The organism is Rothia sp. ZJ932, assembly GCF_016924835.1.
Classification (GTDB): Bacteria; Actinomycetota; Actinomycetes; order Actinomycetales; family Micrococcaceae; genus Rothia.
On record NZ_CP070480.1, the window covers coordinates 222,519 to 248,288 of the forward strand.

Consider the following 25,770-nt stretch of genomic DNA (forward strand, 5'->3'; position numbering starts at 1 on the left):
GTTCACACCGTGACGAGCCAACCCGTGATTACCCGTACCACGGCAGAATTTCAGACGGCTGTTGCCCAGGCACTTGCAACAGCGCAGCGCGAATTTGATGCACAGGCAACCGATGAGACACCGGCTGAGGCTGCGCGTCTTGGCTTTGTACCCACCATGGGTGCCCTGCACAACGGCCACGCCACCTTGATGCGTCGCGCCCGCGAACAGAACGCCGTCGTTGCTATATCTATCTTTGTGAATCCTCTGCAATTTGGCCCCGATGAGGATTTCGAGAAGTACCCCCGCACCCTCGAAGCCGACGCACAACTTGCCGGTGAAGCGGGCGTCGATATTATCTTTGCCCCCGATGTCGAAGAAATGTACCCCGGCGGTAGCCCGCTCATTACCGTTTCTAGCGGCTCTTTGGGTGGTCTCTTTGAAGGTAAAACCCGCCCCGGTCACTTCGACGGTGCGCTCACCGTCGTTAACAAGTTCTTCAACATTCTTGAAGGCTGCGTGGGCAACCACGAGATCCTCGCCTACTTCGGGCAGAAGGACGCGCAGCAGCTCTCACTCATGCAGCGCATGGTCACAGACTTCAACCACCCCGTCACCATCAAACCGGTGGCTATCGTCCGCGAAGACAACGGGCTGGCACTCTCATCGCGCAACCAGTACCTCTCAGACCAAGAGAAAGAAGCAGCACTCGTGCTCTCCCGCACCCTGGCTCTGCTGCGCGAACAGAGCATCTCCCGCGGTTTTGAGAACCTTGATCTCAAATCAGCGCGTGATTACATCAACAACGCAGAAGGCGTACGCTTGGACTACCTCGAAGTCGTAGACCCCGAAAACTTCGTAGCTCCTACCGAGAACTCCAAACGGGCACTGGCACTGGTCGCCGCCTACGTGGGCGACACCCGCCTCATCGACAACATGGAACTAAGCTAGCAAAGAAGGTTATAGAAGGTTGAGCACTGAGAACACAACCCCCGAAGAAACCGCGCAGACCGAAAACGCTGACCGCGCCTCTGCCCAGCAGAAAGCAGCCGCAGAAGTTTCAGAGCAGATGCAGATTCGCATGGAAAAGCGCGAGAAACTGCTGGCAGCAGGGCATGAGGCTTACCCCGTAGGTCTTGAAATCACCCACAGCATCGACGAAATCCGTGCCCAGTACGAGGATAAACTCGAAGCAGGCGACGAAACCGGCGACATCGTGGGTGTCTCAGGACGCGTAGTCTTTGTCCGCAACACCGGCAAGCTCTGCTTCGCAACCCTGCAGGCTGGCAACGGCACCCGCATTCAGGCAATGATTTCACTGGCAGCAGTGGGGGAGGACGCGCTCGCCAGCTGGAAGGCTCTGGTCGACCTGGGCGACTTCGTCTTCGTTCACGGTGAAGTGATTTCTTCTCGTCGCGGTGAGCTCTCCATCATGGCTGATAGCTGGCAGATGGCTTCCAAGTCACTGCGTCCGCTACCCACCCTGCACAAGGATCTGAACGAAGAAACCCGTGTGCGTCAGCGTTACCTCGATTTGATGGTGCGCGATGAAGCGCGCGAAACCGTTATTCGCCGCGCGAAGATTACCCGCACTGTACGCAAGGTACTTGAGGACCGCGGCTACATTGAGGTAGAAACCCCCATTCTGCAGCTGATTCACGGTGGCGCGGCGGCACGCCCGTTCGAGACTCACCTGAACGCTTTTGACCAGGACATGACCCTGCGCATCGCTACCGAGCTTTACCTCAAGCGCGCTGTTGTCGGTGGTATCGAGCGCGTGTACGAGATTGGGCGCGTGTTCCGCAACGAAGGTGTGGATTCAACCCACAGCCCGGAGTTCACCACCCTAGAAGCCTACGAGGCGTATGCTGATCAGTTCGTGATGGCTGAGCGCATTAAAGAAATTATTCTTGCCTGCGCTGATGAACTGGATATTCACCAGATTGAAACCGACAGGGGCACCATTGACCTCGCCGGTGAGTGGAAGTGGGTTGGCGTTTACCCCGGTCTGTCAGAGGCTGTCGGCGTAGAGATTACCCCCGCTACTTCACTGGAAGACCTGCAGGCTATCGCTGAAAAGCACGAGGTTGATTTTGACCCCAAGTGGGACGCTGAGAAGCTCGTGGTCGAACTCTTCGGTGAGATTGTTGAGCCTACGCTCATCAACCCCACCTTCGTCTACGACTACCCGCCCTCGGCACAGCCGCTGGCGCGTCCGCACCGCGAAAAGGAAGGCCTCATCGAAGCATGGGACCTGATTATCGGTGGCATGGAACGCGGCACCGCGTTCTCCGAGCTGATTGACCCCGTCATTCAGCGTGAGCGTCTGACCGAGCAGTCAAAGCTGGCTGCCGGTGGTGATGATGAAGCGATGCAGCTTGATGACGACTTCTTGCGCGCGCTGGAACACGGCGCTCCCCCCATGGGTGGCTTGGGCTTGGGTATTGATCGTCTCATTATGCTCTTCACTAACCTGGGTATTCGCGAGACAATCCTGTTTCCGCTGATGAAGCCTGAAGCTGAGTAAGGTTTTTTCTACAGGTTTTCTTTGGTAAGGACGCCGCCAGGTACTTTTATGGAGTACTTGGCGGCGTTTTTGCCGTGGCGTAAACTGATGAAACAGATAAGCCTTACACGTCTCTTGCAGAAGGAACCTTTCATGGATTACCTCATTGCCCTTGTGCCCTCAGTATTTGCCGGAATTATTCTTTATTTCATTCTCAAATGGATTTCCAGCGCTGATAGGGCAGAACGTCAGGCACAAAAGGACGCCGAAGCAGATGCCGCTTTGTGGTATGAAAATGTTAAGAAGTCTTCGGGAAACTCTAATCCTTTTGGCAGTAGGAAAGATGACTAAATTTTAATTCTTTTCTGGTTTCGTTTCTTCCCGGTTTATTTGCTATTATGTGAATGCACTTAGCAAATACATGGTGCATCATTAATGCGTCATAATTCTTGAAGAATCAGCACCTTCAAGTAACCCCGTGATGTATCGTGTTTAAACTACTCCAAGGAGAAATTCCCCATGGCTCAGAAAGTTAAGATTATTCTTGAAGATGATCTCGACGGCGGTCCCGCAGACGAAACCGTGCGTTTCGGTCTCGACGGTGCTCAGTACGAGATTGATCTTTCAGGCGCTAACGCAGCTCGCTTGCGCGATGCGATTCGCCCCTTCGCGGCAAAGGCACGTCGTGCAACTACCGCTAACCGCCTCGGTCGTCCCCGCTCAAAAGCCTCAGCTGGCGTTAACCGCAACCCCGAAATCTCGGAAATCCGTCAGTGGGCTAAAGAAAACGGTTATGAGGTATCAGACCGCGGTCGTATTCAGCAGCACATCCAGGACGCTTACTACGCAGCGAAGAAGTAAACTGATTTAGTATTTAGCTCTCCAGGAGCTATATAAAGGGAAGGTTCTTGCCCCAAAGAGCCTTCCCTTTTTGTGCCTTAAAGTGTTTTAGGGGTAGAACCTTGAAAATATGGTCGGAATATTCTAGAAGTTAGCTCAGGGTTGGTGTGGTAGGGATTAGACCAGTACGGGCTTAAGAAATGGGTTTCGGTGCAGGGTGTCGTGGCCGGCAAGCTGAGAACGCAGTGGATATTGTCCTCTCTCGCATGGGTGTGACTCTACCTCTGCCTTACCTGTAGAAAGGCAGCTCACCCCTATTAATGTGGTGATTGGCACGGGCGCTTTCAAAGGCACCCTTGCGTTCACTCTCTAGCGAACACAGACGAAAACCTGCCTGAAGATGCGTAATCTGGAGGGTAAGAAAAACTGTTTGAGGGAGAGTTCTATGTTTGAACGATTTACCGACCGTGCTCGTCGCGTGGTGGTTTTAGCGCAGGAGGAAGCGCGCATGCTGAACCACAGCTACATCGGCACGGAGCATCTCTTGCTGGGGCTGATTCATGAGGGCGAAGGTATTGCTGCTCGTGCGCTGGAATCTCTTGGTGTTACCCTAACCGCTGTTCGCGAGCAGGTTCAGGACATCATCGGTTCGGGGCAGCAGGCTCCTAGCGGTCATATTCCTTTTACTCCGCGTGCTAAAAAAGTGCTTGAGCTATCAATGCGTGAGGCTATTCAGCTCAACCACGGCTACATCGGTACCGAGCACATCCTGCTGGGTATGGTGCGCGCAAATGAGGGCGTCGCTAACCAGGTGCTGACCGCGCTGGGTGCTGACCAGGCACGCATCCGACAGACCGTGACCGACCTGATTTCGGGCTACCCCGGTGCTGGCGAGAACAAAGAGACCGCAGGTGTTGGCGCGGGTAACTCTAAGGAAGGCACCCCCGCAGGTTCGGCTATTCTTGACCAGTTCGGCACCAACCTGACTGCCGCTGCCCGCGAAGGTAAAATTGACCCCGTCATTGGTCGTCAGCGCGAGATGGAACGTGTCATGCAGGTTCTCTCACGCCGTACCAAGAACAACCCGGTGCTCATCGGTGAGCCCGGCGTCGGTAAGACCGCCGTGGTTGAAGGTCTAGCGCAGGCTATTGTGGCAGGTAACGTTCCCGAAACCCTCAAAGATAAGCACCTCTACACCCTCGATTTGGGTTCACTGGTTGCCGGTTCACGCTACCGCGGTGACTTTGAAGAACGCCTGAAGAAGGTTTTGAAAGAAATCCGCACTCGCGGCGACATTATTCTTTTCATCGACGAGATTCACACTCTGGTGGGCGCTGGCGCGGCTGAGGGCGCTATTGATGCGGCATCAATCCTCAAGCCCATGCTGGCTCGCGGTGAGCTGCAGACTATCGGTGCAACCACTTTGGACGAGTACCGCAAGCACATTGAGAAAGATGCGGCGCTGGAACGTCGTTTCCAGCCCATCCAGGTCGATGAGCCTTCGCAGGCAATGGCTATTGAGATTCTCAAGGGTGTGCGCGATAAGTACGAGGCACATCACCGCGTCACTATCACTGACGAGGCTATTGAGTCTGCGGTGAACCTTTCAGCGCGTTACATTTCTGACCGTTTCTTGCCCGATAAGGCAGTGGATTTGATTGATGAGGCGGGTGCGCGTTTGCGTATTCAGCGCATGACCGCTCCGCCCGAAATCAAGGTGCTTGAAGAGCGAATTGCCAAGGTGCGTAGCGAAAAAGAAGCCGCTATTGGTGGTCAGGATTATGAGAAGGCAGCTTCACTACGCGATAAAGAGCAGAAGCTCATTGCTGAAAAGGACGAGAAAGATGCGGCATGGCGTGAAGGCGGCGACGCTTTCGGTCAGGTAACCCCCGACGTTATCTCTGAGGTTTTGGCTGTCTCAACCGGTGTGCCCGTCTACAAGATTACTGAGGAAGAAACCGGCCGTCTGCTCAAGATGGAAGACGAGCTGCACAAGCGCGTCATCGGTCAGGACCACGCGATCAAGGCTCTTTCCCGTTCAATCCGCCGTACCCGCGCGGGTCTGAAAGATCCAAACCGTCCCGGTGGCTCATTTATCTTTGCAGGCCCGACTGGTGTGGGTAAGACTGAGCTTGCTAAGGCTTTGGCTGAGTTCCTCTTCGGCGACGAGTCAGCTCTGATTACCCTTGATATGTCGGAGTACCAGGAGAAACACACCGTTTCACGTCTGTTCGGCGCCCCTCCCGGATACGTCGGCTACGAAGAGGGCGGTCAGCTTACCGAAAAGGTGCGCCGCAAGCCCTTCTCTGTTGTGCTGTTCGATGAGGTTGAAAAGGCTCATGCTGACCTCTTTAACTCCCTGCTGCAGATTCTTGAAGACGGTCGTCTGACCGACTCTCAGGGTCGCGTCGTTGACTTCAAGAACACCGTTATCATCATGACCACCAACCTCGGTTCACGCGACATGGCACGTAAGGTGCCTGTCGGTTTCCAGAGCGTTGGCGACCACGAGGGTGATTATGAGCGTATGCAGGCACGGGTGATGGAGGGTCTCAAGGAGCACTTCCGCCCCGAGTTCCTCAACCGCGTGGACGACATCATCGTATTCCCGCAGCTCTCAGAAACCGAGATTCTGCAGATTGTTGACCTCTTTGTAGGTCGCCTGGCTAAGCGTCTCGCTGAGCAGGATATGAGCATTGAACTCACCCCCGCGGCGAAGGCTCTGATGGCAACTAAGGGTTACGACCCGTCGATGGGCGCGCGTCCGTTGCGTCGTGAAATGCAGCGCAATATTGAGGACGTCCTTTCAGAGAAGATTCTGTTTGGTGAGGTCAAGAGCGGTGAGAAGATCACCGTTGATACTGTAGGTGAGGGCGACCTGGCGAAGTTCACCTTCTCTTCACAGCCGATGAGTCAGATGGAAGCTGACGCGCTGGACGCGTGGGCCAAAGACTCCGATGATGATGAAGAGGCACCGGCAGAGCCCGTTTCGGGTATTGCTAATGCGGCAGCTGAATCGGCTGTAGAAGCTGAGGACGCCCAGGAGCCCGGCGATAGCGCTATCGCTCAGGAGCAGCCGCGTACCGACAATGACACCCTCTAATCTAAGAGACTGAAGAAGTTCCTCTTCAAGGGCCTGTCTTTCCAGTCCGGCGAGACAGGCCCTTTTTGTTCACATTACTCATATGTTCACATATTATGAACATGTGAGTAACGTGAACATAGGTAGTGTGGGTGCTGTCGAACCCATTCTCGAGGAATTTTTCGAGGGCGGGGTATTTATGGAGGGCACTGAGGGTCTATTGTTCAGTCCTTTTGGTGGCGAACTAACCTATGAGTTGACCTGACGAAGTGCTACGAAGAATTCAGTCAAGGCTGAGTTGTTCAACCGAGCGGTAGTTCCCCGACAGTCACAGGAATACCAGCAGGTGCTACTTTGTTTTCCGCACGTGACCAGAGGGGTTCAGCAGTGGCTCCACAGTAAAAATATTCAGTTTGTTGACCCATCTGGTAATGCTTGGATTGAAGGGAAAAACTACAAGATTTGGGTCGAAGGGCGCAGACCAAAAAATGTTCCTGACCTAGACGGTCGTCAGCAGATGTCTCGGGCTTTTACTGCAACCGGACTGCGGGCGGTGTTTATGCTTTTAGTTAATCAGGATTTACTAGAACAGCCGGTGCGGAGCCTTGCAGATGCAGCCGGAATATCGGTGGGGGCTGCCTCGAACGTGTTAAAAAGTTTGGAGCACGAGGGCTTTATTCGCATCAACGGCAGAAGGTCCTTTATACAAAAATCTAAGCTGGCAAAGCGTTGGATTGAAATGTACCCGGTGGCGCTCAAACCTAAATTACGAACTCGCATAAGTGCTGGCTCTGAGCCAGCAGAGGTGATAAAACGGCGCGACGAATGGTCTGACAGTATTCAACTGGGTGGTGAAGTTGCCATGTTGGCTAAGGGGTATGGTATTCGCCCTGTCGAGTCGCTTTTGTATGGAGGTTTCCCGTGGGGAGACGTTACACACGAGCTCTTCGCCTGCGACCTTCTCAGGGAGGAAACGTTATTCTTACTGAGCGGTTCTGGAATCCTGACTACCTACCTGAATCGGATGTAGTCCCCTCGTTATCGATTTTTGCTGATGAATCTATAGATGGTGATGAACGTCAGACACTTATAGCCCAAGATATGTGGAGAGACGATGAAGACCTTCAGAAATTCCACTAGAGATGAAGTATTTACATTTCTTGAGACAAAAATTTAAGAGGCTGATGCCCTACTGGGGCATCATTCCTACATGATGATTGGTTCGTATGTGCGTGACCTGCACTTGAGCAGGGCGGATATGCCGAGTCCGCGGGGTACCCAAGACCTAGACCTGAGTTTGGTCGCAGAAAATTTTGAGGGGTTTGAGCGAACCTTAGAAAGGTTGGGCTCTTCACATGGGGTTATTACACGTGAGCTTTAGGTGATACTCCGGTGGGTGTTATCCCCTTTGGAGCTATTGCAGAAGGCGGATCATTTGAATACGGAGATAGTCATTGGGAGCTGCGTGGTTTGCAAGAGTCTTATGATGCTGCTGAAGCTTTTACTGTTGGAACGAGCAGTGTGAAGATTCCTCCCATCCAAGCGATGATGGTTTTGAAGATCATTGCCTGGGGTGAGCGTACATTTCCCACAGACTGCACTGATTTTTACCACTTATTAGTTGCCGCCTGCAAGATTGCAGATGAAGATGGAACACTGCGGGAGTCAGAGATGTGGGATAGCTACACCATCGTAGAGCTGTGTGAAGGAAACCCACAACTCATTGCTGCCGTGATTCAGAGTCAAAGGCTTAGAAATATTTTTGAGGGCGAAGCAGCTGATAGGTGTCGAGAGATTCTCAGTGATATAGATGCGCGAGAGAACTTTATAGCAATGGCGCTGCGGGAGCAGAGAGACGAAACAGTTATTGCTAATGATAGAAAACTGTGTGAGGCTTTTATTACCGGGCTAGAGTTAGTTTCATGACTGATCTTCTTGTGCGTTCTGCGACTGTTTTTGATGTGCCTGCTATTGAGGGTTTGGTGGCTCCGTTGGCGCAGCAGAAGATTCTGATTGCTAAAGAGACTGTTGCCTATTATGAGGGTATTCAGGAGTTCGTTGTGGTTGAGGTGCGTGAGGCGGACGGCTCAGCTCGGGTGGTTGCGTGCGGTGCTTTACATGTGATGTGGAGGGATATCGCTGAGGTGCGCACGCTGGCGACCAGCGCGTCCTACCGAGGTAAGGGGTTGGGGCGGATGCTTGTTGCCGTTTTGTTGGAACGCGCCCGCGACTTGGGGGTGAAGCAAGTTTTTTGTCTGACCTTTGAGGTTGCTTTCTTTGAGCGTATGGGTTTTCGGGTGATGCCTGAGCAGTCGCAACTAGACCCTGAAATTTTTGCTGAACTGTTGCGCTCCCCAGATGAAGGAGTGGCGGAGTTTCTGGATCTTGCCCGCGTGAAGCCTAATACTTTGGGCAATACCCGTATGATTATCGACCTCTAGCGCGGATTTTTTGTCTGTTAGACTGATAGGAACCATAGTGACCTAAAGCTCATCATAAATGTAAGGATGTGATTGCGCTATGGCTTATGTGGATTTGAAGGGGCAGCCACAAAAACGTGCCCGCCTGGTTACGATTACCCTGGCGGTGATGTGCTTGGTAATTGTTATACCAATGGTTCTTGTCTCTGTACTGACGATGTCTATTATTACCCCGCCGACTTTTGAGATGCGACAAGGCGCGGTCGAGACAACCGCCCGAGGCAAGAGTGAAGACCAGCAGTGCTGGATGGTTGCAGACCACCTGAAAAAAGACAATATCTTTGGCGCTGAAGTTCTCTCGGTGCGCTACGAAACATCGTGGTGCGCTGAGAATGATGAGATCACAAATATTTCAGCAAATTATATTATTGAACGACGCTTCGGCAAGTGGGCGATTGAAGCGCCAGAGGTAAAAGTACTCGAAAAAACCGACCGCTCAGCCCTTGTTCAGCTGACTGCGCCCCTTTCTTTCAACTCAGCCATCTACTCCATGGGTGGCGATATCGGACGCTCCTACGAGCTACATTCAGATGGCACTGCTGAGTATAAGTGAGGTAGAAAAAATGACTCAAACACTACCCTCAGGTAACATCCGCTACCCCAGTGATAAGATGCCTCATCGCGAGGAGCTCACCTTCGCACGTGCGCGCCCTGGGTTCTTCGCTAGCTGCTGGTATCCGTTGCTTTACTTAGCCTCATTCGCCATCGGTGGGCTGGTGCCCATCATCGTGGTTCTGGTGGGGCTCTATAAAAACGGTTACCAGTACCCCAGCCGATATCAGGTTTACTACCCCCTATATTTCTGGGGATCGGTTCTTCTTGCCCTGCTCTACATGATTTATCTGCTTTACAGCCTTCCCATGAGTTTAGGCGGCTAAGACAACCAACAATCGCCTTCACGGGGTGTGCAAGAGACTGTAAAGCTAGAGTGAAACGTGCCCCTCGTATTCGCGGGTAAGACCGTCGTTGAGTAGACCTGCGTAGCAGCGTTCAATTTGTTCAGGTGATGAGTTGAGCGCTGCTAACTTTTTAACCGCTGGCACCAGCTCTTGCGGTATGGCAATGTCCACGCGTCCGCCCGTTTGCAGTAAGGACGCGGGCACCGGCGTAACTGCTGCGCGCAACACCGCCATCATTGCCCCGCGTAGCTGACGGTCGGTGCCCTGCCACGCCTGACCGGTGGGTACATAGTCAGCCTCGGGTTTACCCGCAGCCACCCAAGCGCATAGATCCGCAACCGGGCAAAGCTCGCATTTGGGGGACTTAGCGGTACAGATTAGCGCGCCGAGTTCCATCGTCGCTGCATTCCACAGCACCGAGGTTGCCAAATCAGCGGGCATGAGAGATTCCGCCAGACGGGTTTCAGCGATATTGAGAGACTTATGAGGCAGAGCCTTACCCTCAACTGCTCGGGCAAAAACCCTACGAATATTGGTGTCAATAACTGTGGCACGCTGACCGAAAGCAAACACAGATATAGCTGCTGCGGTATATGTTCCAATACCGGGCAAAGCTAACAACTCATCGTAGCTGTGGGGAACCTCCCCACCGTGCTTCTCAACAATAGCTTGCGCAGCAGCGTGCAACCGCAACGCTCGCCGGGGGTAGCCTAAGCGACCCCACGCGCGCACCGCTTCACCCGACTCAACCGCCGCTAAATCAGCTGGAGTCGGCCAGCGGTCCATCCATGCCTCCCACACCGGCAAAACGCGCACCACCGGGGTCTGCTGCAACATAAACTCGCTTACCATCACCTGCCAATCGGTGCGATCATCAGCACGCCACGGCAAATCACGGGCATTGGCTTCAAACCAAGAATTAATACGTTCGTGCAACTGTTCTACGCGCGCACGGTCAAGAGAAAAGTCCGAAGAAGAGGTCATCACGTCCACACTCTAAACCATCTCAGTAACCTGCTACAAAGTGCGCTGTTTAAATGTCTCATTCAGCATAAAAACCGGTACTCTATATATATGTCTGAACACGATTACGAAGAACTGAACGGATCTCAAGCAGCACCCGTTGGCGAAGAGACTTACCGTAAGCGCCGCATCGCGGCTGCCATTGTTGCTATTCTTGCTATCCTGCTGCTCATCTGGGGCCTTACCTGGCTCTTTGGCAAAATAATGGGTGGCTCCTCTGATGAGAACGCTGCCGGTGCGGCCAGTACTTCGGCGTCTTCAGAACCCTTTGATAGCTTCAGCGCACGTCCGTCTGAATCGGACGAGGCTACCGACAAAGCAACAGATGAGGCTGAGGCAAGCGAGTCAGCTGATGCAGAAGCTACTGCTGAACCCAGCAATTCCGATGAAGCAACTGTTGAGGCTACCGAAACCGCAGAGCCCACTGCTAAGGCAACCGTAGAAGAAACTGTTGAACCCACCGTTGAAGCAACCCCGACTCCCACTGAGACTGTCGCCGTTGCTCAGGCATGTTCAGCAGCTAACATGAACGTGGTTTTGACTCCCAGTCAGACCACCTACACCGCAGGTCAGAACCCCTCTATGGCACTGACCTACACCAACACTTCAGCTAACCCCTGCGAAATTCCTGCGGCGGCTCAGGCAGCGGTTATCAACATTACCTCTGGCCCTGCCCAGGTATATAACACTGCTACCTGCAACCTTTCACCTGCAACCGTAGCTGAGCTTGAAGCCGGTCAGGTCGGTCAGGCAGCTTTCACATGGGATCGCACCCTGAACTCGCTGGGTTGCAACAACCTGCGTAACGTTCAGCCCGGTCACTACTGGGCAACTGCAACCGTGAACGGCGTAACTTCACAGCCCGCTCGCATCATTATTGCTGGCTAAGCGCGTGCAGTAATTTTCACGCATCTTCAAAAGGCTCCCCGAGACACTGTTTCGGAGGAGCCTTTTGAGTTTCTTACAGGTTTATTGAAGTGCGGCGGTGCCTTACTTAAACTGTTCAAGCAGTAAAGTCTCCGCCATTCGTGAGAGAGATTCACGAATGATGCGCGCCCGCTGTTCACCGATACCGTCGACAGTACGCAGCTCATCGATGGAGGCTGACATGAGGGCGGGGATTCCATTAAAACGGTTAACCAAGCGAGCAGCCACAGCACCGGGCATATTCTTAATACCCGAGAGCAGGCGGTAACCGTGAGGGGCGAGCAGAGCATCGAGGTCAGCTGAATCAAAACCACATGCCTTCGCGATGGCTTCAATGCTCACAATGTCTTTGTCTCCTAAACTCACCAACGCCTCTACCGAGCGGGTAATCTGCTCGCGGGTCGTATCGATGGGGGAGTAGTCCTTCAAAATCAGCTTGGCATCAGGCAAGCTGTGATTAATGAGTTCCTCTAACTGCAAAGAGACGAGCCTGCCGTGAGTGCCCAACTCCAGGACGTAGTACCCGGCTTCTAACGAAATGCGGCGTACCATCTCCATCCGTTGAACCGCGAGCACCACATCGCGTACCGTTGCGCTACCTTCAATCTCAAGCGCTGAGAGGTTATCGAGTACCTGCTCTAGGCGGTTGCGGTAGCTTTCAAGGGTCTGAATAGCTTGGTTGGCGCGGCTCATCAGCGACTGAGTATCTTCTACCGTGTACCGCTGCCCGTCAACGTAGACAGAAATCATTTGGGTGGAGGCACTCACCGCTATCACGGGAAACCCCGTTTGCTGGGCAACGCGGTGGGCGGTGCGGTGGCGGGTACCCGACTCATTGGTTTCCAAGGTGGGGTCGGGCATCAGCTGCACTGCGGCATTGAGCAAAATGCGCGCGTCCTTATCGCAGATGATTGCGCCGTCCATTTTTGAAAGCTCACGTAAACCCGTGGGGGTAAAAGCGGTGTTGATTTCAAACCCGCCCGATGAGATTGAGTTAACCGTTTTATCTGAACCGAGAACAATGAGCGCACCGGTATGACCGCGCATGATGCGTTCTAGGCCTTCACGCAGTTCGGTGCCGGGCGCTATGCGGGCGATGGTTTTGAGCAGACGCTCACTATAAACAGTTAGCACCTATTTAGTATACGGGGGTGAACACCGCATGAGCCTTAGCCTGTTTGCGGAAACAGCAGAGCAATAGCTTCTTGCAGGGAGGCAACCTCGCGCACTGCCACTCCGGCGGGTACCTCGCCCACGCCAGAGGGCGAGGCGGGCACAATGACGTGCGTGAAACCTAACCGGGCGACTTCTGCGATGCGTTGGCGAATACCGGGCACTGCACGTACCTCACCGGCAAGACCTACTTCACCGAAGACTGCGAGTTTGCGCGGCAGGGGTTTATCTTGGGCAGCTGATGCTAGCGCCATGACGGCGGCTAGATCAACGGCGGGTTCTGAAATTTTCGCGCCGCCCACCGTTGAGATGTAGCAGTCTAGCTTGCCCACACCAAAACCTGCGCGTTTTTGCAGCACTGCCAATAGCATGGCGATGCGTGATGAGTCTAAGCCCGAGGTTGCGCGGCGTGGTTGAGGGGTAGCTGACTGATCGAGTAGCGCCTGAATCTCAGCCAGCAGCGGGCGGCGTCCCTCCATAGTTACGGTGACGCAGGTGCCAGAGACAGGGTGGGCGGTTCGCGAAACAAACAAACCGGAAGGGTCGGTCACCGGCGCAATACCGTCTTCGTGCATATCAAAACAGCCGACCTCATCGGTGGGGCCGTAGCGGTTTTTGATAGCGCGCAGCATACGAATGGCTGAGTGCTTATCGCCCTCAAACTGGCAGACAACATCGACCAGGTGCTCCAAGAGACGCGGACCAGCGATGGTTCCCTCTTTGGTGACATGGCCAACCAGCAGGGTACACATGTTGCGTTTTTTGGCGGCGGCAATAATGGACGCGGCAACCTCGCGTACTTGCGTCACACCGCCGGCACTGCCCTCAACCTCTGTGGACGCGAGGGTTTGCACGGAATCTACAACCAGTAGGGAGGGATTGACCTCTTCAATGTGAGCAAGGGCAGTACCTAGATCTGTTTCACTAGTCAGGTACAGGGTCTGAGCTACTGCTCCAATGCGGTCAGCGCGCAGTTTCACCTGGGCAGCAGATTCCTCGCCCGTCACGTAGAGAACGTTGTGGGTGCGTCCTTCATGCGGGGTGCGCGCGAAAGTTGCAGCCACATCGAGTAAGAGGGTGGATTTACCAACGCCGGGTTCGCCCGCCATCAAAATAACGGCACCGGGCACCAAACCGCCGCCCAAGACCCTGTCAAATTCGGGATTGCCCGTAGACATGTAACGGGCGATTGTTGAATCAACCTCAGCAATAGGTTTCGCAGGAACCTGCACCTTTGATGCCACGGTTGTTTTTGCGACAACACCGCCGCCAGCTTCTTCTACGGTGCCCCAAGACTGGCACTCACCGCAGCGACCCACCCATTTAGCGGTGGTCCAACCACACTCAGTACATTTGTATGCATTGGCAGAACGGGAACGTTTAGTGGTTGCGCGAGGAGTCATAGAACAACCATAGAATAGGCGACCGACAATTTAGGGCGTTTTCGCTCTGGGAAGTTTTCGTACCCAAGAAAGCCACACAAAGCGCTCTAATCCTAACGACCTTTTCTACCTGCTGTCAGTTGTTGAATCTTTAGAGTTAGCTGCCCGCGTGCGTAAAACCGTGTTAATAGCAGCGGTATCAACCGGTTGCTCCGCCTCTTCCTGCGGTACATCGTGCAGGAGCGACTCAACGCGTACCGCGCTTGTCTGCGGTGCTGCAATGACCGGCAGAATGTTGGTCTTGGGTGCTCGCTCGGTAATTGACTCACCCAGCGGCACTAGTTGATCTACCGCGTCCTCGTGGCTGAGACCCGTGACCTCTAGCAGATCAACCACGAGCGGTCTGGTCATCAGCACCAAAGACTCACCTTCGAGGGTTTCTACCTTCATCTGATGGGGTTCGAGAGTCGCTGCGACGTGTTCAAGTTCGGTACGTGCTTTGTGCATCATGCCGCGTCGAGTTTCGCGTTCTTTCGCACTCATACCCTCACCGAGAGTGTGTACGGCGTTGCCAATATCTACAAAAACTTGGGCGAGAGAATCAACTGCCGTGGAGGAAAGCTGCACGTTTTCTAGGGTTGATGCCATGCGTCGGTTCAACACACGGGTATTGCGAATCGCCAGGTCGGTAGCCGAGAAGCGCTTTGACAGGGTTTTGAGCTCACCCTGTTGAGACTTACCCACGATCGAGAGCTTCGCCAGACCTATAGCGGTCACAACATCAGCTTCGCACTTGTTGAACAGCGGTTGGAGCTGTCGCGCCTCAGAAAGTGCCAACCAGGCAGCCTTACCATCGTATTCCTTCATGGCTTTTGCCGAAGAGTAGAAAACATCAGCAAAGGCATTCATGAGGGCGGACGCGTTACGCCGGGGTTCTTTGCGGGGATCTTTGGGAAAAATGAACATGAGCAAAAAGGCGCATAAGCCACCCACCACGCCATCGAGACTGCGGGCAAAAACCCCGTCAGGGCTGGGCGGTAGCAACACCACCAGCGTTGATTGCAGTCCCATCTGAATGGTGAACAGAATGCCTTTATCGAGAAAACGGGCAATCTGAATAGATATAAACAATACAAAAGTTGCCTGCCACATACCCTGCCCCATGAGCAACATCAGCACATCGCCAATGGCAATACCCAAAATAACGCCCAGCGAAACCTCAAGAATACGGCGCGCGTGGGTGGCGCCCGAAACATAGCCCAAAGAAACAATTGCTGCTGTTGCCGCAAAGATAGGCTCATGGTGACCCAGGAACTGCTCTGCAATGTAGTAGGCACCCACACCCGAAGCCACAATTTGAAGTGACTGAAAGAAATCTTTGCGTACTCGGGCAATACGAGTAGAGAGTTCATCACGCAGGCGGGTCTTAACGGCAGCAGAATCTGGCATACCCCCAGTTTACCGAGGTCATCGCACCGGCACCGGCTGATGAGACGCACAGCGTACAAAGGCGGTGGGGTACCCGCCAGCGAATGCGCGCGTCCCCCCCATACTCCCGCAGAGATGAAGACCTCTTACTCTTAAGTTAACTTCTTGTTTACCCGTTAAAACCCATCAGGTCACCTGGCGCTCCTAGAGTTTATTTCCGATGGTGATACAAAAAACACCGTGATCCTCGCTCGACTCGTTATCGAGACACGCAGTTTTACAGCTAAGGAAAAGATTTCGTGAAAGCTTTGGGAATAGCGCGCTGGGGCGCATTTGCAGCAGTAGGCGCACTGGCGCTCACCGCTTGCGGTAGCGACAACGCAACCGGCGCCGCAACTGATAACTCTAATGCAGGTACCTCATCTGTATCAGGCACCCTTTCAGGCATCGGTGCCTCATCACAGCAGGCAGCAATCACCGCATGGCAGTCAGGTTTCTCCTCAGTAGCTTCAAGCGCAAACATGCAGTACTCGCCCGATGGTTCAGGTGCAGGTCGCAAGGCACTCATCGCTGGTGCAGCTGATTTCGCTGGCTCAGACGCTCACCTCAATGAAGAAGAGTACAACAGCTCCAAAGAGGTCTGCGGCCCCGACGGCGCAATTGACATACCCGTCTACATCTCCCCAATCGCAATCGCCTTCAACCTCCCCGGTATTGACTCACTGAACCTTGACAGCGAAACCATCGCCAAGATCTTCAAGGACGAAATCACCAACTGGAACGACGGCGCAATCGCAGCTCAGAACCAAGGCACCGAACTTCCCGACCTCAAAATTACCGTTGTTCACCGTTCAGATGACTCAGGCACCACCGAGAACTTCACCGACTACCTCGCAGCAGCATCAAACGGCGCCTGGGACAAAGAAGCTGACGGCAACTGGCCCGGTAACTACGCAGCAGAAGCTAACAAGGGCACCAGCGGCGTAGTAGCAACCACCACCTCAACCGAAGGTGCAATCACCTACGCTGACGCATCAGCAATCGGCGATCTGGGCAAGGCAAACATCAAGACCGAAGACGGCTCATACGCAGAGATCTCAGCTGAAACTGCAGCAAAGACTGTAGAAAACTCAGAGCGCATCTCAGGTCTGCACCCCAACGACATGTCAATCGATCTTGACCGCACCCCCGCAACCTCAGACGCATACCCTGTAGTTCTCGTTTCCTACCACATCGTCTGCTCCAGCTACGATTCGCAGGAAAAAGTTGACCTGGTCAAGGAATTCGGCAAGTACGTTGTCAGCAAGCAGGGTCAGCAGGACGCAGCAGAAGCAGCGTCATCAGCGCCCCTCACCAGCGCACTGACTGAAGACGCCAACAAGGTATACGACGCAATCACCGTCAAGTAACAACACACCTGCAGCACCGTCATGCGGTCGCTCTACACTTTCACCAGGTAGGCGGTCTCATTATGCACGAAAATAAACCTTTTGATTATCGGTCACAAACACTAGAGGCGGCAGTCCAAACATGTCTATAACCTCAGAACAGCCGACTGGACCAGGAACAACCCGCACTAAAACGGGTAGCCTCTCCAACTTGAGTGGTCACGGGAACCCAGCAGCAGACAAAATTTTCTCTGGCATCTCACTGGCAGCAGGCGTCCTGATCCTCGTTGTTCTAGCAGCGGTAGCTATCTTCTTGGTCGCTATGGCATCAGATACGTTCGCTGCCGACCCCGCCGATCTCACCGGCGGTAAGGGCTTCGCCAACTACATCTGGCCCCTGGTCACCGGTACCCTCATCGCAGCAACTATCGCGCTGATTCTTGCAACCCCCATCGGCGTGGGCGTAGCGCTGTTTACCTCGCACTACGCACCGCCCAAGTTCGCTAAGACCATCGGCTACATTATCGACCTTCTGGCAGCGATCCCCTCAGTTATCTTCGGCGCTTGGGGCGCATCCGTCCTAGCACCGGCAGTTGTTCCCTTCTACAACTGGCTCGCAAAATACTTCGGCTTCATTCCAATCTTTGAAGGCCCCGCCTCACAGACCGGTAAAACTATCCTCACCGCGAGCGTTGTTTTGGGCATCATGATTCTACCGATTATCACCGCAATGTGCCGCGAAATCTTCTTGCAGACCCCCAAACTTCAAGAAGAAGCAGCCCTCGGCTTAGGCGCAACCCGCTGGGAAATGATCCGCATGACCGTGTTCCCCTTCGCACGCGCCGGCATCATTTCATCCGTCATGCTCGCACTCGGTCGCGCACTGGGCGAAACCATGGCAGTCACCCTAGTACTGGCAGGTGGTCCCTTCAAAGCGTCTCTGATTCAATCAGGTAACCAGACGGTCGCCTCAGAAATCGCCCTGAACTTCCCCGAAGCATACGGTCTGCGCATGTCAGAACTTATCGCAGCCGGCCTGGTGCTCTTCATTATCACCCTGCTGGTCAACGTACTAGCACGCTTCATCGTGAGCCGCTACAACACAGGAAACGAATAAACCATGAGCCTAGTAGCTACCAGTTCCTCACGCCTCACCTCATGCCAGGCACCTAAGTGGCTGGTACCGGTTATCGGCTTGTCAGCCCTGATCTTGGGTGCTGCACTCTCAGCCCTCAACGGATTCAACCTGGGGCTGTGGGCACTGTTCACCTTCCTGATTTTCGTGACTGCAAGTCCGTTTGCAATCGGCGCTATCGAAGGCGCTCGCAAGGGTAAGGACGCGTTCGCCCGCATCTTAGTCTACGGTGCTTTCTTGCTGGCACTAATCCCCCTGATTTCAGTACTGTACGTGGTTATCGCCAAAGGCGTACCCGGTCTTTCATCCAACCTGCTCACCACCTCTATGAATGGCGTGACCGGTGTACACGATAACAGGGCAGCAACCGGTGAAGCTCCGATTCTCGGCGGTATCTACCACGCAATCATCGGTACCCTCGAAACCACCCTGCTCGCTACCCTCATCTCGGTGCCCGTTGGTCTGATGACCGCCATCTACCTAGTGGAATACGCCACCGGCGGTATTTTGGCGCGCTCTATCACCTTCTTCGTAGACGTGATGACCGGTATTCCCTCCATCATTGCGGGTCTGTTCGCGGCATCCTTCTTCACCTGGGCATTCAACGACCCCTCAATGCGCATGGGCTTCGTTGCCGCTCTAGCGCTGTCAGTGCTCATGATTCCCACCGTTGTTCGTAACGCAGAAGAAATGCTGCGCATTGTTCCCAACGAGCTACGCGAAGCGTCCTACGCTTTGGGCGTCCGCAAATGGCGCACCATCACCAAGGTCGTTATTCCTACCGCGATCTCGGGTATCGCATCGGGTGTTACTTTGGCGATTGCCCGCGTGATTGGTGAAACCGCTCCGATTCTGGTGACCGCAGGTTTCGCGACCTCCATCAACTGGAACGCATTCGGCGGCTGGATGGCGACCCTGCCCACCTACATCTACTACCAGATCATGACTCCGACCTCACCGAGTTCGGCAGCAATCTCAGAGACCCGCGCCTGGGCGGCGGCTCTGGTGCTGATTGTGATCGTGATGTTGCTGAACCTGATTGCGCGTCTTGTTGCTAAAATGTTCGCACCCAAGACCGGCCGCTAAAGATCACCTACAATTTCAGGATTTTAGAGAAAAAGGAAAACTACAGTGTCTAAGCGCATCGATATTGAAGATTTGAATGTTTACTACAGCGACTTCTTGGCGGTAGAGGACATCAACATGGTGATTGAGCCGCGTTCTGTGACAGCGTTCATTGGTCCTTCTGGCTGTGGCAAGTCAACTTTCTTGCGTACTTTGAACCGTATGCACGAGGTTCTGCCCGGTGCTCGCGTTGAGGGTAAGGTTTTGCTGGATGGCGAGAACCTGTACGGCAAGGGAGTTGACCCGGTAGCTGTGCGTACCCACATTGGTATGGTGTTTCAGCGTCCTAACCCTTTCCCGAGCATGTCGATTCGTGAGAACGTGCTGGCGGGCGTGAAGCTGAATAATAAGAAGATTTCGCGTACTGATGCGGATGGTTTAGTGGAGAAATCGTTGCGTGGCGCTAACCTGTGGAATGAGGTGAAAGACCGCCTGGATAAGCCGGGTGCTGGTCTTTCAGGTGGTCAGCAGCAGCGTTTATGCATTGCGCGTACGATTGCGGTGAAGCCTGAAGTTATTCTTATGGACGAGCCGTGTTCGGCGCTTGACCCGATTTCTACTTTGGCTGTTGAGGATTTGATTAATGAGCTGAAGGAGGAGTTTACTGTGGTGATTGTGACTCACAATATGCAGCAGGCGGCTCGTGTATCTGATAAGACTGCGTTCTTCAATATCGAGGGTACGGGTAAGCCGGGTAAGTTGATTGAGTATGCGCCGACGCAGGAGATTTTCAATAATCCGCGTGAGAAGGCTACTGAGGATTACGTCTCGGGAAGATTTGGCTAAACACAAATTTTCCGAGTGAGCGAGGAAATAAAAATTTGTGTTTAGGCTCGGAGCATGGCGAAGCGGCAACGAGAGAAGCGCGTGAGCGTAGCCAACTCGTAGCGGGAGCCCCTGCGTGTGGGCTGAACTAGAAAATTCCGAGTGAGCGAGGAAATAAATTTTCTGTTCTAGAGGCTTATTCATAGGGGGGTGTGTCCTAACCCCCTATGAATAAGCCTTCCATTTTTGGAGCAGAGGGAGAATAACATTGAAATTAGCTGCCGCAACACGGGAGATTAGCAGTACTGCACCCCAGCGAGAAAGCTAATAAAGTGGTAAAAGAGATGATATTTTTTTGAAGAACATGGCAACCTCACAGGTTGGTAGGGGTAGAAAACAGGTGGAAATCGACCACGTTATCTAAGGGAGTAAAGTAAAAGGTTCAGAATAAAACTAAGATTCATCTGTTACTTGTATCATGCTTATGGATTTAGTGTTTTCAATGAAATTATTGAATTTTTTATTTGTACTGTTGTTCTTGCGAGACTTATTCATAAGGGTCGAGGCAAGCAGCTGAAGACGGCCGCTCGTCAAGCGCTAACTGGCTTCTAGCCTCGCAAGCTCGTCTGGCTCGGAATCTTCGCGGATTTTATCCCCTTGCCTGGCGTGAATTGCCTCGCTGCATCGCGAAGCGGCGGCTCCGGCAAGAGGGCTGTTGGTGGGTGCGCGTCCGTTGGAGGTCGCCCCTTATGAATAATCCTCTCTACTTCCCGATTTTTGTTTTCTCGCTTGCTTCTGAAAATCGTGAATGAGCGAACTTCTTGCATGAGCCTCCACCTTTGGGTGGAGCTTTTTCCTGTATGCGGTGTGGACTTGACCTGCTAGCCGGGGGGGATCGCGCGTCCTAATGCTGGTGTTTAGACCAAGGGTGAGAGCGCCAGCATGATGATAGCTGAGAGGCAGAAGGTTGCTGGTATGGTGGCTGCCCAGGTGATGAGTACATGACTGATGATAGGTAGGCGTAGGGCGTTGAAGCGTTGGTTGACTCCGGCACCGACTACTGAGGATGCGGCAACGTGGGAGGAAGAGACGGGTGCGTTGAGCGCTAGCCCGCCAAAGAGCATGACGCTTGCTGTAGTTAACTGTGCGATGGCTCCGCGAAAGGGGTCTATGCGGACCATTCGGGTTGAGATAGTGCGTCCGATGCGCCAGCCCCCGAGCACGGTGCCGAAGGCGAGAACGATGCCGGTGATGATGAAGCTCAGTGCCAGTACTGAGGGGGTTAGTTCATAGTTAGCTGCGGTGAACATGAGCAACAGAAGAATGGTTGCTTTTTGTCCGGTTTGAATGCCGTGTCCTAGCGAAATTGCTGAGTTGGAGAGTGAGAGGGCATACCTCGATAGGGAATTGACGGCGCGGGGGTAGGAGCGCCGCGCGATAGCGTAACCGGGAAATACGAGTGCCCAGGAGGCGACGAATACGAGGGCGGGTGCTAGCAGCAGGGGCAGAAAGACGAGCGTCCAGAAGCTCTGGTGGAAGACGTCCTGGTGGTGTAAATTGACTGCGCTGGCTGCCCAAGACGCGCCGAAGAGACCCCCGATAATAGCGTGGGTTGATGATGAGGGCATACGCAAGAACCAGGTGAGCAATCCCCAGAGGATAACGCTGATGAGGGTAGCGATGAGCATTGCTAGACCGGCTGAGGTGGAGGGGACGTTGATCCACCCTTGGCTGTAGTTGGCAAGTACAAAGCCGGCGAGGAGTACTCCTACGAGGTTGAAGAAGGCACTCACGGAGACAGCCCGCATGGTGGTGAGGGCACGTGAGCGCACGGCGACTGCTACGGCGTTGGGTGCGTCGTGAAAACCGGTGATGATGAGGTGGACGGCAAGTAGTAGCACGCCTGAGGTGAGCAGGGTGAGGGTCACTTACGACTCCTGCACGATGATGCGCCCGATGTCGGTGGAAACATCACGCATTGAGTTTGAGGTTGCCACCAGCTGCCTGATGAATTTGGAGGTTTTTTGGTAGCGGTCGTGTTTGTAGGAGTCGATGATTTCGGCGTCGTAGACCTCTGCGGTTCGCGCTGCTTGTTTGGTGATGCGTAGCATGTCGATCCAGTATTCATCGAGACCGTGGAGCTCACCCATGCGGGGAATGATGGCGGCGGTGAGCACCGATTCGCGTTGAATAATGTCGAGCAGGGTTGTTGCGTGCGGGGTGAACCTGTCAATTTTGTGCAGGTTGAGAATGTGCGCTGCGCTGGTGAGGTGCTCGACTGCGCGGTTGAGGTGTAACGCTAGTGAGTACATGTCTTCGCGGGGGATCGGCGTTGCGAAGGAGCTGCGGGTTGTCGTCATTGTTTCGAAGAACTTGTTGGTGGTTTGGGTTTCGTGGTCGAGCATCCGGTCAAAGAGTTCGGAGTACTGATCGGGGGTTGAACCCAGCATTTCAGAGAGTAAAGCTGCTGCGTCTGCGACTTTTTTGGCGAGGTCAGCAAGTGATACGAGGGCTGCATTCTGGTGCGGAAAGATGCGCTGAAGCATGGTGAAAGCCCTTTGCAAAGAACAGGTTAATACGAAACGCCTTCAACGATAACGTATGAAGGTTAATAAGTTGCTGTAGCGGGTAGGGGGAGGACGCGCGTGATGGGGCGTCTGCCCTGTGTAGTTAAATGGGGCGGTAGGGGTGCAGTGAGCAGAGTGTGGTCACACCGGCATGCTACCGCAGAACCCACCGAACCTCTTCATCTGTGACCAGAAATTGACGGTTGCGGATGCATGATGCCCCGCTTCTGCGATAAGAAGCGGGGCATGATACATATGAAAGTTTAGGGGCATCGGACTGGGAGCGCCTCTCGGCGGAAGGCCGCTCGTAGCGGCTAAAAAATGGAGCCCGGGGCTACCTATTAACAGCCCGACACCTGATAACCAGTTTTCTAGTTTTGGGTGTGGGTGTCAAATTATGCGGCAGGTTAGTCTAGAGTTCCTAGGCGCCATTTTGCTGCGGCTGCTTCTAATTCTGCGGCGACGGTGGTGAGCCTGTTGGCTCCTGCGCGTAGGTTGCGTGCTTTACGATCTACTTCTTTGCGTACTTCAAGGGAAGGTTCTAGCGTCGGCGGGTTGTTAGCTGGCTGGGGTGCTTCAGGGGAGCTATTGATAGTCTCCCCAAAATGCAGGTGGTGGGCGACCGCGTCCTGACCCAAAGCTACGACCTTACAGAAAGCCGCGAACCGTTCTAAGGCAACATCGAATTCGCCGGTATACGCGCCGGTGAGAATAGTGTCTACGGTGCTGACGATTTCGCGGTCGGTGGGTGGATCAGCAACGCCGGAGACCACTCGCGAGACTTGGTCTGATTCCATACCCAGGGTGTAATAATGGCTAATCAAACTTGGATTTTTGCGGATGGTGTGCCGCAGCGCGTACATGCGCCAGAGCACACCGGGTGTAGAGACTGCGGCGGCCTGCGACCACATCTCTGCAATGGTTTCTAGCCCGTAGTGATCGGTGAACTCCACGAGACGGGTGATGACAGTGGGATCGGAGTGGGTACGCGCGCGTCCTAGAATAGCGTGGGCTGATTCGTAGGCAGCAGCAGAGATGAGGGCGGGATCGGCTCCGCCTAGTTGGTTGGCGAACTTTTCGGGGCCAAAGACGATGGGTTTGTGGTGTCTGGGGTGGGCGCTCATAGGATTTCTAGTTTAATACTATTGCCTTAGAGGTGGTGCAGGGTTCACTCTGGGCTATCGGTGGGTAATGGGGGGGCTATTCACGATTGCGGTGAAGATAAGCGCGGCTATGGCTCCACCTAGGGTTTGCCCGGCGAGCACCGCTATTTGCAGTTGGGTGGCAAAGACGGGGGACGCGCCACCCTGATGAAGCCCACGAAGGTTCCTGGTAGGGCGACCAGACCTCTTGCTTTTGTCTGATCAAGATAAGGGGGGCAGAACCTCAGCGATTCATTAGAGCACACAGCGATGAACAGCCGGGTGCCAGTCAGATCATGCCCCCAGCATCGTACGCCCGGAGCCTCGTTTGAAAAGTAGTTTTCAAGAGTGTATAGTTGTGTTCGCTGACTTTGTCAGTGGATGCGCCTTTAGCTCAGTTGGTAGAGCATCGGACTTTTAATCCGTGGGTCGTGGGTTCGAGCCCCACAGGGCGCACATTGTCACCCCGTTCCGGCGATGCCGGGGCGGGGTTTTCTGCGTCTGGGCTGAGAAGCGGGATGTGAACTAGGCTCCCAAGTAGGTCAGCTAGGGTGATTCCCAATGCCGCGGCGATGGTGCCGAGATCATTGATGGAAAAGGCATTGATGCCACGAAGCTTCTTAGAAGCGTTCGATGGGGAAATGGAGAGAATTGTGGCTAGGTCTTTACCTGTTAGGCTTCGTCTTCCCATCCACGCTTTGATTTCATCGCGAATGGCAAGCTCGAACTCTGACACGGGGGAAGTCGTTGACTTGGGCATAAGCTTTCTCCTTTGTTCTTCTAGGAAGATTTTACACCTAGAAAGACAAAAAAGGAGTTAAAAGTGCAGTAAATTTCTTGCTCAATGTCTCTTAAGGACATACCATGTAGTTTATGGACATTCGAGAAGAAGTTACACGAGAAACCATCGCCCGCAACGTCCGCCGAGCCATGTTCGAAGCAGAGCTAACCCAAGCAGCCCTCGCAGAACAAATGACCATCACCCGCGAGACTCTGCGCCACCGGCTCAGCGGCAAAAAACCCTTCACCACCGACGAACTAACCCAGATAGCAACCGCTACCGGCGTATCCTTATCTGAACTGGTCCGCGTAAACGAAGCGGTGGCAGCATGATTCATGGCTATAGCACAAAAATAAACTATCTGTCTTCAGGGGCTTTATCCTCAAAAGATTCTCTTCTCAGCAGCTCCCTGAAATCGGCTTCCGTTAAAGAGCGAATCGTTATCTCTCCCGCTGAGGCATCACATGTATGCCCTAAGGTCTCGGTTCTGCGCCAAGAACCATCGTCCTCATTATCTTCAATAGAATTTCTGGTCGCAGTAGGGGAATCATTGGGAGGAACCGCCTGTTGTAAGGCGTTCCTTTTTTGGATTTCTTTCGCCAAAACTTGCTTGATGCCTCCATAGAGGGCACCTATGCCTAGAACCATGCCATAGATGAACCACTCAATGAAATACAAAAGCAGCGACAAGTAGAACACCGCAGAAAGCCCTCGTCTCCATCTAAGGTACTGCTGATATAAAGCCGGTGAAAACTCATCGTGAATTTGATGCGAATAAACGTACAGAGTTGGACGCTTATGATGTGGTCCATAATCTACCTCGGAAGAAACCATGAACACGCTTCCTTGGGGCGGCCACATCCCATGAAACCAAGCATCTTGTCTCAGTAGCTTTCCTTTTTGTTTGACAAAAGCCTTCTCGCCTCTGTGTGCATATTGATAAACGTTTTTAACTTGAATAATTTTCATCTGATGATCTCTTGCATACAGGTGAGCACCGTGCATGTAATCCACGCGAGTTGGGACACGCAATATGGGTTTCTTCATCTTTACTCCTAACAAATAACTAGTTCTTTGTCAGTTTATAGCTGCTGACAAGAAAAGAAAGCATAAAAGTCAATTGCAGGTTATAAACATCAATAATTTTT

At 53.5% G+C, this 25,770-nt stretch carries 25 protein-coding genes, 1 tRNA gene and 1 pseudogene; 18 read left to right on the top strand and 9 right to left on the bottom strand.

All coding sequences use genetic code 11. The features are described 5' to 3' along the window. The first annotated feature begins 9 nt into the window (after positions 1–9). The 11 genes from panC (at position 10) to JR346_RS01080 (ending at position 9,765) form a co-directional block, all read left to right on the top strand. Entirely contained in the window at positions 10–930 is a 921-nt protein-coding gene (gene panC, locus JR346_RS01030; protein WP_204877596.1) for a pantoate--beta-alanine ligase, read from the top strand. Between the two features lie 118 nt (positions 931–1,048). Further along, positions 1,049–2,506 carry a lysine--tRNA ligase gene (gene lysS, locus JR346_RS01035; protein ID WP_204877817.1) on the top strand — a complete coding sequence of 486 codons (1,458 nt, stop codon included), beginning with the start codon at positions 1,049–1,051 and terminating at the stop codon, positions 2,504–2,506. Positions 2,507–2,638: 132 nt separating this feature from the next. Beyond that, positions 2,639–2,836 carry a hypothetical protein gene (locus JR346_RS01040; protein WP_204877595.1) on the top strand — a complete coding sequence of 66 codons (198 nt, stop codon included), beginning with the start codon at positions 2,639–2,641 and terminating at the stop codon, positions 2,834–2,836. A gap of 168 nt (positions 2,837–3,004) precedes the next feature. After that, positions 3,005–3,346 (top strand): Lsr2 family protein, encoded by a 342-nt coding sequence (locus tag JR346_RS01045; RefSeq protein ID WP_205482590.1) that lies wholly within the window; start codon positions 3,005–3,007, stop codon positions 3,344–3,346. A 424-nt stretch (positions 3,347–3,770) separates the two neighbouring features. Further along, on the top strand, positions 3,771–6,428 hold the full coding sequence (locus JR346_RS01050; RefSeq protein WP_204877593.1) for an ATP-dependent Clp protease ATP-binding subunit: 2,658 nt from the start codon (positions 3,771–3,773) through the stop codon (positions 6,426–6,428). A gap of 277 nt (positions 6,429–6,705) precedes the next feature. After that, on the top strand, positions 6,706–7,437 hold the full coding sequence (locus tag JR346_RS01055) for a hypothetical protein (RefSeq protein WP_205483975.1): 732 nt from the start codon (positions 6,706–6,708) through the stop codon (positions 7,435–7,437). After that, positions 7,386–7,547, top strand: coding sequence for a hypothetical protein (locus tag JR346_RS10555; protein ID WP_370592603.1), 162 nt, complete (start codon positions 7,386–7,388; stop codon positions 7,545–7,547). The genes JR346_RS01055 and JR346_RS10555 overlap by 52 nt, the downstream gene beginning before the upstream one ends. Before the next feature lie 252 nt (positions 7,548–7,799). Then, complete coding sequence (locus JR346_RS01065) at positions 7,800–8,333, top strand: hypothetical protein (protein ID WP_205482591.1); 534 nt, start codon at positions 7,800–7,802, stop codon at positions 8,331–8,333. Beyond that, complete coding sequence (locus JR346_RS01070; protein ID WP_204877589.1) at positions 8,330–8,848, top strand: amino-acid N-acetyltransferase; 519 nt, start codon at positions 8,330–8,332, stop codon at positions 8,846–8,848. Before JR346_RS01065 ends, JR346_RS01070 begins: the two co-directional genes overlap by 4 nt. A 79-nt stretch (positions 8,849–8,927) precedes the next feature. Beyond that, positions 8,928–9,440: a hypothetical protein gene (locus JR346_RS01075; protein WP_205482592.1), complete on the top strand. Its 513-nt coding sequence runs from the start codon at positions 8,928–8,930 to the stop codon at positions 9,438–9,440. Between the two features lie 10 nt (positions 9,441–9,450). Further along, on the top strand, positions 9,451–9,765 hold the full coding sequence (locus JR346_RS01080; RefSeq protein WP_204877587.1) for a hypothetical protein: 315 nt from the start codon (positions 9,451–9,453) through the stop codon (positions 9,763–9,765). 45 nt (positions 9,766–9,810) lie between these two features. Here the strand turns inward: JR346_RS01080 and JR346_RS01085 are convergent, their stop codons facing one another. After that, positions 9,811–10,770, bottom strand: coding sequence for an A/G-specific adenine glycosylase (locus JR346_RS01085; protein ID WP_205482593.1), 960 nt, complete (start codon positions 10,768–10,770; stop codon positions 9,811–9,813). Positions 10,771–10,860: 90 nt separating this feature from the next. Between JR346_RS01085 and JR346_RS01090 the strand changes: the two genes are divergently transcribed. After that, positions 10,861–11,697, top strand: a complete 837-nt coding sequence (locus tag JR346_RS01090) for a hypothetical protein (protein ID WP_205482594.1) — start codon at positions 10,861–10,863, stop codon at positions 11,695–11,697. A gap of 102 nt (positions 11,698–11,799) precedes the next feature. Here the strand turns inward: JR346_RS01090 and disA are convergent, their stop codons facing one another. From disA to JR346_RS01105, 3 genes are all read right to left on the bottom strand, one after another. Continuing rightward, a complete protein-coding gene (disA, locus tag JR346_RS01095) occupies positions 11,800–12,870 on the bottom strand; it encodes a DNA integrity scanning diadenylate cyclase DisA (RefSeq protein WP_204877584.1) in 1,071 nt (356 codons plus the stop codon). Between the two features lie 35 nt (positions 12,871–12,905). Further along, a complete protein-coding gene (radA, locus tag JR346_RS01100) occupies positions 12,906–14,312 on the bottom strand; it encodes a DNA repair protein RadA (RefSeq protein ID WP_204877583.1) in 1,407 nt (468 codons plus the stop codon). 105 nt (positions 14,313–14,417) lie between these two features. Next, positions 14,418–15,740 carry an aromatic acid exporter family protein gene (locus JR346_RS01105; protein ID WP_205482595.1) on the bottom strand — a complete coding sequence of 441 codons (1,323 nt, stop codon included), beginning with the start codon at positions 15,738–15,740 and terminating at the stop codon, positions 14,418–14,420. A 278-nt stretch (positions 15,741–16,018) separates the two neighbouring features. Between JR346_RS01105 and pstS the strand changes: the two genes are divergently transcribed. The 4 genes from pstS to pstB all read left to right on the top strand — a co-directional run bounded on the left by pstS (position 16,019) and on the right by pstB (position 20,153). Then, complete coding sequence (gene pstS, locus JR346_RS01110) at positions 16,019–17,128, top strand: phosphate ABC transporter substrate-binding protein PstS (protein ID WP_205482596.1); 1,110 nt, start codon at positions 16,019–16,021, stop codon at positions 17,126–17,128. Between the two features lie 121 nt (positions 17,129–17,249). Beyond that, a complete protein-coding gene (gene pstC / locus JR346_RS01115) occupies positions 17,250–18,224 on the top strand; it encodes a phosphate ABC transporter permease subunit PstC (RefSeq protein ID WP_205482597.1) in 975 nt (324 codons plus the stop codon). 3 nt (positions 18,225–18,227) lie between these two features. Further along, a complete protein-coding gene (gene pstA, locus JR346_RS01120; protein WP_205482598.1) occupies positions 18,228–19,328 on the top strand; it encodes a phosphate ABC transporter permease PstA in 1,101 nt (366 codons plus the stop codon). Positions 19,329–19,373: 45 nt separating this feature from the next. Continuing rightward, positions 19,374–20,153, top strand: a complete 780-nt coding sequence (gene pstB / locus JR346_RS01125) for a phosphate ABC transporter ATP-binding protein PstB (RefSeq protein ID WP_204877578.1) — start codon at positions 19,374–19,376, stop codon at positions 20,151–20,153. Positions 20,154–21,049: 896 nt separating this feature from the next. Here pstB and JR346_RS01130 read toward each other — a convergent pair. From JR346_RS01130 to JR346_RS01140, 3 genes are all read right to left on the bottom strand, one after another. Then, entirely contained in the window at positions 21,050–22,060 is a 1,011-nt protein-coding gene (locus JR346_RS01130; protein WP_204877577.1) for an inorganic phosphate transporter, read from the bottom strand. Next, positions 22,061–22,678 carry a DUF47 domain-containing protein gene (locus JR346_RS01135; protein WP_204877576.1) on the bottom strand — a complete coding sequence of 206 codons (618 nt, stop codon included), beginning with the start codon at positions 22,676–22,678 and terminating at the stop codon, positions 22,061–22,063. A gap of 428 nt (positions 22,679–23,106) precedes the next feature. Further along, a complete protein-coding gene (locus tag JR346_RS01140; protein WP_205482599.1) occupies positions 23,107–23,823 on the bottom strand; it encodes a hypothetical protein in 717 nt (238 codons plus the stop codon). 401 nt (positions 23,824–24,224) lie between these two features. Here JR346_RS01140 and JR346_RS01145 point away from each other — a divergent pair. Next, positions 24,225–24,297 (top strand) — tRNA-Lys (locus JR346_RS01145). Between the two features lie 88 nt (positions 24,298–24,385). On the opposite strand, the pseudogene JR346_RS10560 reads toward JR346_RS01145, so the two are convergent. Further along, positions 24,386–24,601, bottom strand: a pseudogene (locus JR346_RS10560) (helix-turn-helix domain-containing protein); the annotation flags it as partial. 113 nt (positions 24,602–24,714) lie between these two features. Between JR346_RS10560 and JR346_RS01155 the strand changes: the two are divergent. Continuing rightward, complete coding sequence (locus JR346_RS01155) at positions 24,715–24,954, top strand: helix-turn-helix transcriptional regulator (protein ID WP_205482600.1); 240 nt, start codon at positions 24,715–24,717, stop codon at positions 24,952–24,954. A gap of 25 nt (positions 24,955–24,979) precedes the next feature. Here the strand turns inward: JR346_RS01155 and JR346_RS01160 are convergent, their stop codons facing one another. Beyond that, positions 24,980–25,669 carry a hypothetical protein gene (locus JR346_RS01160; RefSeq protein WP_205482601.1) on the bottom strand — a complete coding sequence of 230 codons (690 nt, stop codon included), beginning with the start codon at positions 25,667–25,669 and terminating at the stop codon, positions 24,980–24,982. Between the last annotated feature and the right edge of the window lie 101 nt (positions 25,670–25,770).

Bases quoted from the DNA above. Each gene is read 5' to 3' on its own strand.
- lysS (WP_204877817.1), top strand. From the start codon at position 1,049: ATGCAGATTCGCATGGAAAAGCGCGAGAAACTGCTGGCAGCAGGGCAT.
- JR346_RS01040 (WP_204877595.1), top strand. From the start codon at position 2,639: ATGGATTACCTCATTGCCCTTGTGCCCTCAGTATTTGCCGGAATTATT.
- JR346_RS01045 (WP_205482590.1), top strand. From the start codon at position 3,005: ATGGCTCAGAAAGTTAAGATTATTCTTGAAGATGATCTCGACGGCGGT.
- JR346_RS01050 (WP_204877593.1), top strand. From the start codon at position 3,771: ATGTTTGAACGATTTACCGACCGTGCTCGTCGCGTGGTGGTTTTAGCG.
- JR346_RS01070 (WP_204877589.1), top strand. From the start codon at position 8,330: ATGACTGATCTTCTTGTGCGTTCTGCGACTGTTTTTGATGTGCCTGCT.
- JR346_RS01075 (WP_205482592.1), top strand. From the start codon at position 8,928: ATGGCTTATGTGGATTTGAAGGGGCAGCCACAAAAACGTGCCCGCCTG.
- JR346_RS01080 (WP_204877587.1), top strand. From the start codon at position 9,451: ATGACTCAAACACTACCCTCAGGTAACATCCGCTACCCCAGTGATAAG.
- JR346_RS01085 (WP_205482593.1), bottom strand. From the start codon at position 10,770: ATGACCTCTTCTTCGGACTTTTCTCTTGACCGTGCGCGCGTAGAACAG.
- JR346_RS01090 (WP_205482594.1), top strand. From the start codon at position 10,861: ATGTCTGAACACGATTACGAAGAACTGAACGGATCTCAAGCAGCACCC.
- radA (WP_204877583.1), bottom strand. From the start codon at position 14,312: ATGACTCCTCGCGCAACCACTAAACGTTCCCGTTCTGCCAATGCATAC.
- JR346_RS01105 (WP_205482595.1), bottom strand. From the start codon at position 15,740: ATGCCAGATTCTGCTGCCGTTAAGACCCGCCTGCGTGATGAACTCTCT.
- pstC (WP_205482597.1), top strand. From the start codon at position 17,250: ATGTCTATAACCTCAGAACAGCCGACTGGACCAGGAACAACCCGCACT.
- pstA (WP_205482598.1), top strand. From the start codon at position 18,228: ATGAGCCTAGTAGCTACCAGTTCCTCACGCCTCACCTCATGCCAGGCA.
- JR346_RS01135 (WP_204877576.1), bottom strand. From the start codon at position 22,678: ATGCTTCAGCGCATCTTTCCGCACCAGAATGCAGCCCTCGTATCACTT.
- JR346_RS01140 (WP_205482599.1), bottom strand. From the start codon at position 23,823: ATGAGCGCCCACCCCAGACACCACAAACCCATCGTCTTTGGCCCCGAA.
- JR346_RS01155 (WP_205482600.1), top strand. From the start codon at position 24,715: ATGGACATTCGAGAAGAAGTTACACGAGAAACCATCGCCCGCAACGTC.
- JR346_RS01160 (WP_205482601.1), bottom strand. From the start codon at position 25,669: ATGAAGAAACCCATATTGCGTGTCCCAACTCGCGTGGATTACATGCAC.